This is a genomic window from Pontibacterium sp. (assembly GCF_041587635.1).
Taxonomy (GTDB): Bacteria; Pseudomonadota; Gammaproteobacteria; order Pseudomonadales; family Balneatricaceae; genus Pontibacterium.
The window spans coordinates 1-6,605 of record NZ_JBFGYC010000192.1 but is presented as its reverse complement, the minus strand read 5'-3'; the positions used below and the strand labels follow the sequence as shown (position 1 = coordinate 6,605).

Annotated in this window: 4 protein-coding genes; all 4 read right to left on the bottom strand. The window is 52.4% G+C overall.

Annotation, left to right across the window (positions count from 1 at the left end):
• Positions 1-2,966: retention module-containing protein (locus ABYW01_RS10850; protein ID WP_372832657.1), on the bottom strand; the 2,966-nt coding region annotated here is incomplete at its 3' end.
• Positions 2,967-3,233: 267 nt separating this feature from the next.
• Positions 3,234-3,857: a response regulator transcription factor gene (locus ABYW01_RS10845; RefSeq protein ID WP_372832656.1), complete on the bottom strand. Its 624-nt coding sequence runs from the start codon at positions 3,855-3,857 to the stop codon at positions 3,234-3,236.
• A 3-nt stretch (positions 3,858-3,860) separates the two neighbouring features.
• Positions 3,861-5,237, bottom strand: a complete 1,377-nt coding sequence (locus tag ABYW01_RS10840; protein WP_372832654.1) for an HlyD family type I secretion periplasmic adaptor subunit — start codon at positions 5,235-5,237, stop codon at positions 3,861-3,863.
• Positions 5,234-6,605 (bottom strand): ATP-binding cassette domain-containing protein (locus ABYW01_RS10835; RefSeq protein ID WP_372832653.1); only part of this gene is annotated, 1,372 nt, incomplete at its 5' end. The genes ABYW01_RS10835 and ABYW01_RS10840, both read right to left, overlap by 4 nt.

Genomic DNA, 6,605 nt, shown 5'->3' with positions numbered 1-6,605 from the left:
GTCACTGTCGTTGGATCAATGTCTCCGTCCGGATCTTTATCGTTGGCCAGCACGTCGATATCAATCGCGACATCTTCGTCGGTTGTCACACTATCGTTAACAGCCACCGGAGGATCGGCTACCGGATCGACAGTAATACTGACCGTTGCTGCATTCGACGTCGTACCGGTTGCATCATCCACAGTGTAGGCAAAGCTATCCGGCCCGTTGTAATCCTGATCCGGGGTATAGGTCACTACACCCGTCACCGGATCCACAGAAACAGAACCATGATCCGGCTGATCCGTGATGGTCACCGTTGTTGGATCGATGTCGCCGTCCGGGTCGGTATCGTTGGCCAGCACGTCGATATCAATCGCGACATCTTCGTCGGTTGTCACAATATCATTCACAGCCACCGGAGGATCGTCCACTGGATCCACCGTAATACTAACCGTAGCCGGATTCGAGGTCGTACCCACCGCATCATCTACGGTGTAAGCAAAGCTGTCCGGTCCGTTGTAATCCTGATCCGGCGTATAGGTCACCACACCCGTCACCGGATCCACAGACACAGAACCGTGATCCGGTTGAGCCGTGATCGTCACTGTCGTTGGATCGATATCGCCGTCCGCATCGGTATCATTAGCCAGTACGTTGATATCAATCGCCACGTCTTCATCGGTGGTCACCGCATCGTTTACGGCCACCGGTGGATCGCCTAATGGTCCCACGGTAATACTGACAGTCGCCGGATTCGAGGTGCTACCCGTGGCATCGTCTACGGTATAGGCAAAACTATCCGGTCCGTTGTAATCCTGATCCGGGGTATAGGTCACAACACCGGTGACCGGATCCACAGACACAGACCCATTATCTGGCTGATCCGTGATAGTCACTGTCGTTGGGTCAAGGTCGCCGTCCGGATCGGTATCGTTGGCAAGGACATCAATATCTATTGCTACATCTTCATCGGTATTCACTGCATCGTTAACGGCCACCGGTGGATCGGCGACAGGTTCCACGGTAATGCTGACAGTCGCCGGATTTGAGGTGGTACCGGTTGCATCATCCACGGTGTAGCCAAAACTGTCCGGTCCGTTATAGTCCTGATCCGGCGTATAGGTCACAACACCGGTTACCGGATCCACTGATACCGAACCGTACTCGGGTTGTGACGTGATGACCACCGTTGTTGGATCGATGTCTCCATCCGGATCGGTATCGTTGGCCAGTACATCGATATCAATCGCAACATCTTCATCTGTAATGACGTCATCATTCACAGCCACCGGAGGATCAGGCACCGGCTCCACAGTAATACTGACCGTCGCAGGATTGGAGGTATTGCCTTCATTGTCCTGTACGGTATAGGCAAAGCTGTCCGATCCGTTATAGTCCTGATCCGGTGTATAGGTCACAACACCGGTGACCGGATCCACCGATACCGAACCATGATCCGGTTGATGGGTGATCGTCACCGTTGTCGGATCAATATCTCCATCCGGATCACTGTCATTCGCCAGCACATCGATATCAATCGACACATCCTCATCAGTGATGATTTCATCGTCCAGGGCAACAGGAGGGTTTGGTTCTGGTGGATCGACTGGCGGTTCTACGGGCGGTTCCGCTACTGGTTCCACCGTGATGCTCACCGTGGCGGGATTCGACGTAATACCCGTGGCATCATCAACGGTATAGGCAAAGCTATCCGGACCGTTGTAATTCGGATCTGGGGTATACGTCACTTCACCGGTGACTGGATCCACAGACACAGCGCCATTATCTGGCTGGCTAGTGATTGTCACCGTCGTTGGGTCAATATCCCCATCCGAATCCGTATCATTGGCGAGCACATCAATATCTATCGCCACATCTTCGTCGGTCGTCACCACATCATCGACTGCCACCGGAGGATCCGCCACCGGATCTACGGTGATGCTGACTGTCGCTGGATTAGACGTATTGCCCTCATCATCCTGTACCGTGTACTGGAAACTATCCGGGCCGTTGTAGTCCTGATCCGGGACATAAGTCACCGCACCGCTGGACGGATCAACGGAGACTGTGCCATGGCTCGGCTGACTGGTGATGGTAACGGTCGTAGGATCTAACTCTCCATCAGGGTCGTTGTCGTTCGCCAGAACATTAATTTCAATCGCGCTATCTTCATCAGTACTGATGGCATCATCGTCAGCAACTGGAGATTCCACAACCGGATTAACATCGATGCTCACCGTTGCGGGATTAGAGGTATTCCCCTCATCATCCTGTACGGTGTACTGAAAACTGTCCGGACCGTTATAGTTTTCATCCGGCGTATAGGTGATTGCCCCACTCACGGGATCAACATTGACGGTGCCGTTGGAAGGCAGAGACACGATATTCACTGAAGATGGATCAAGATCACCATCTGGATCGCTGTCATTGCCCAAGACATCAATAACAGTGCTGCTGTCCTCATCAAGAGTGACGGTATCAGCAACAGCAACGGGTGGAGCAGCCCCCTCGAGATCAAGCAGGTCTGGGGTTTCAAAGCTCAACGACAACCCCTCAAAACCTGAACCGCCAAATTCCAACCCTTCCACATTTTCGATGATTCGGGCCAGACGCACAAAACTATGCCCCTCATCCCCAGCTGCACCGGCTGCAGGTGCTGGTAACACTTGCGATGGGTCCTGCCCCGCTTCTAATGCACTCAGGACAGCAGCAACCGAGGGATCGGTGATACTTTCCTCTTCCGCAATCACCGTCTGGTCAGTCAGCATCTCCCGCGTCAGAGTAACCTCTACCGGGTCACCGAAACTCAGCGATGTGCCATCCGCCATCATCAGTTCAACGTTGCCTGCTGATGAAGGTAAAAGAACATCCCCTTCTTTCAGTTGATCACCCACTTCCAATAAACGTAACTGGCCATCGCTGTCACGGACATATGCATCGCCAGTGACTGCGGAAACCGTTGCAATGGGGGTATGGTTAGCCATGTTGTCGCACTCCCCTTTCAAGGCCAAAAATTCTTTAAACCATTGGGGCCCGATAACGCGATAAGAATGCGCTCTTGAACAGTGCTCTACTCAACACAAACCATTAGAAATCAGATATTCCCTGTAGACTCTCCGCAAATAAAGGAGAACGGCTCCGCCAGTCGGATTCCGTTCCAAAACTCATTCCAATCGCGTTTACAGGCTTCTATCAGGTTAGAAAAGGGGCAAATTGCGGGTATTGTACTCAAGGTACAATATGATCAAATTTCATACAGCGGCAGATGAAAAATGATTAAACATCAATACGAGCTGTATGCGATCACGCGCACCGGTTTTAGCGAAAATTGAGGCCAGATGCGCTTTCACTGTTCGTTCTGTAATTTCAAGCGAACTGGCAATTTCACGGTTGGTTGCACCTCTGGCAACTTCACGCGCAACCATTTGTTCACGCTCTGTCAGCAGGTCTGAACAATCGACCTCCTCCGTGTGCATTGCTTCCCGCATATGACCTGCACTGAGTTGCAGCACCCTCTCAATAAACGAAGACCCCACCCAATATCCGCCATGCTCAACGACAAGCGCGACCTCTTTCAGCTGATTAGCAGCGGCCAGTACATGGCAATAGCCACACGCTCCAGCCCCAAAGACATGTACGGCTTCATCATTGTTCGGGATATTGGACAACACAACAATGGGGCAACATAGTTGCTTGGCCTGCTCCAACCAAAGCAAACGATCCACCGCTGTCAGGGAGGTAAAATCCAGCCATACACAACTTTTGCCACGTATAACCGAGGAGACTTCTGAGGGTGTACGTACCGTAATGGAATCAGGGAACGCCTGATGCCAACGCACGGGAGATAAGGGTTTTTGGCTCACGAATACATGCATAGTTTATCGCTCCGTCAGCGCATACTGCTTGGCACGGAATACAGGTTTTAGCAGATAATTGAGGATGCTTTTTTTCCCCGTCAGAATATCTACCTCGGCCACCATCCCCGGGATGATCGGCTTCCCCTCTCCAAGGCTGGACTCCAGAGTTTTAACCCGAACGATATAAAACGGGTTTCCCTTGTCGTCCAGCACCGTGTCAGCGCTGATGTGCTCCAGCGAGGCATCTAAACCGCCATAGACCACAAAGTCATAGGCCGTAAACTTCACCAGAGCGTTCTGCCCCGGTCGCAAGAAAGCGATATCGCGGGGACTGATTTTAGCTTCCAGTAGCAGAGCATCATCCAACGGCACAATCTCAACAATCTCACGCCCCGGTAACACCACACCACCGATCGTATTATAAAAAAGCCTTTTCACTGTTCCGCGCACAGGCGAACGTACCGCTGTTTGTGCAACTCGATCAGACAAACCACGACTGCTCTCCATTAAGGTATTAATGCGGGCCGTCGTACGTGATAGTTCCTCACGAATGTTATTTTTAAACTCCAGCTCAACCTCACTCAGCTTATCCTTAGCTTCAGCGATCGCTTCTTTGGTGCGCTGAATTTTAGCCCCCGCTTGCTGACGCTCTCCGCGTAAACGTGACACCTCACGGCGCAACTTCAGCAGATCAATGGGAGACACCGCACCTGACTCCAACAAGGGCTCGCTGGCATTCAGTTCCTGCTGGGCAAAGTCATACGCGCGATCCAGCTGTGCTTTCAATGCACGGCTCTCCTGCCGTTCCTGCTCACGCTGTCTAAGTTGTTTGCCGGCTATATTTTTTGCAGCGGTTAGCTCCGCCTGACTCGAGTGGTACAACGTCATTTCCTGTTCGACAACATCCGGAGCCGACTCACGCAAGTCATCGTTTGGGGTAAACGCCATCTCTTCAGCCACAGCCCTTAACCGCGCCGCCTTGATCTGCAGCGCGACCAACTCAGCTCTGTTCTCCCTAAAGCTCGCCACTGAACGTGTCGCATCCAATTTGACCAGCAGCTGACCCACCTCTACCGTCTGCCCCTCCACGACCGCCAGTTCAGTCACTACACCACCGTCCTGTGACTGAATAACCTGTATCTGCCGAGACGGAATTACCTTACCTTCCCCTCGGGTAACCTCATCGATTTCGGCATAGGCCGACCAGCCGATCAACACGATGACCACCAGCGCGACGCCATATAACAGCGCGCGGGCTTTCAACGGATTTTGTTCCAGCATCGCTCGATCAGCATCTTCCAACCAGTTGAGATTATTCGCATCCTCAACGGGAATACCCTGTTCAAAGTTGCTCTGTAATCTGAGCTTCGGAGGATCACTGTGCGGCTGATCGCTCATAATGCCCTCCCAATACGACCCTTACGCAACGCATCCATCACGTTGTCGCGTGGTCCATCCGCCACGACCTGCCCGCCATCTAATACAATAATACGGTCGACCAGCTGTAACATAGACGTGCGATGTGTCGTCAGCAGCATAGTTTTGCCCTTCGCAAACTGTTCAAGATGAGACAGAATCGCCGCTTCAGAGGTGTGGTCCATTGAGCCGGTCGCTTCATCCAGCAACAGCAACGGCGGGTTATGAATCACCGCCCGCGCCAACGTCACCGCTTTTCGTTGCCCACCTGAAAGAAATTCCCCTCGCTCGCCCACATTCATATCAAAGCCCTGCGGGTGACGATTGATGAAATCACTCAGATCAGCCAGTTTTACGGCCCGGTCCAGTGCGCCCTGTGACACCTGAGTATTTGCCAACACCAGGTTTTCCTTCAATGTGCCGTAAAATAGAGTTGCATCTTGGGGCACATAACCTATCTGATGGCGTAATTCAGCAGGATCCAGCTGCCGAAGATCCATCCCATCAACCAGTACGGCTCCCTCTGCCGGTTGATAGAGTCCCATCAACAATCGGTTCAATGTCGTTTTGCCCGAACCCACCCGTCCGAGGACGGCCACATGCTCACCGGGCTGCAGCGAAAAACTCACATCGTTGAGGGTAGAGATTTCAGACCCCGGATAAGTAAAAGAAACATGCCTGAACGTAACCTCACCTTTTAATGAAGCACGGCTGGAGAAACGCTTACCGGCTGGACGTTCTACCGGCTTATCCATGACCTCATTCAGTGCGGTCAACGCCGTCCGGGCATTATGATATTGAGTTAATAAACCAGCCACCTGACTGATCGGTGCCATCGCACGGTTGCTCAACATGGTCGCCGCGATCAATCCACCCAGGCTTAATTCACCTTCTGCAATCAGGTAAACACCCATCACAATGATGCTGACACTCACCAGTTGTTGTGCCCACAGCGCTACATTGAGATTCGTCGATGCCAGCAGACGCAGCTGAACACCCACTCGATCCAAAAACGCCGCAGCCTTCTCCCAGCGACGCTGCATAATGCCTTCGGCACACATGGACTTAAGCGTATCCAGCCCGATCAGGCTTTCGATCAACACCGAGTTACGCATGGAGCTGGCCTGATACATGCTCTCGGTCAGCTTTCGCATTTTTTGCTGTGTCGTCAGTGCATATAGAACAACCACAGCGATACCCACCAGCAAGGGAACTACCATGCCTGTCGCGATCCAGCCAATCACCAGAATAAAGATCAGGGTAAATGGCAGATCAATCAGTGCGGTCAGTGACGCCGATGTGGTGAAATCACGCACCGACTCATAAGAACGCAGGTTAGCCGCAAACGCC

Excerpts from the sequence above, each read along its gene's own strand:
- ABYW01_RS10840 (WP_372832654.1), bottom strand. The coding sequence starts at position 5,237 with ATGAGCGATCAGCCGCACAGTGATCCTCCGAAGCTCAGATTACAGAGC.
- ABYW01_RS10845 (WP_372832656.1), bottom strand. The coding sequence starts at position 3,857 with ATGCATGTATTCGTGAGCCAAAAACCCTTATCTCCCGTGCGTTGGCAT.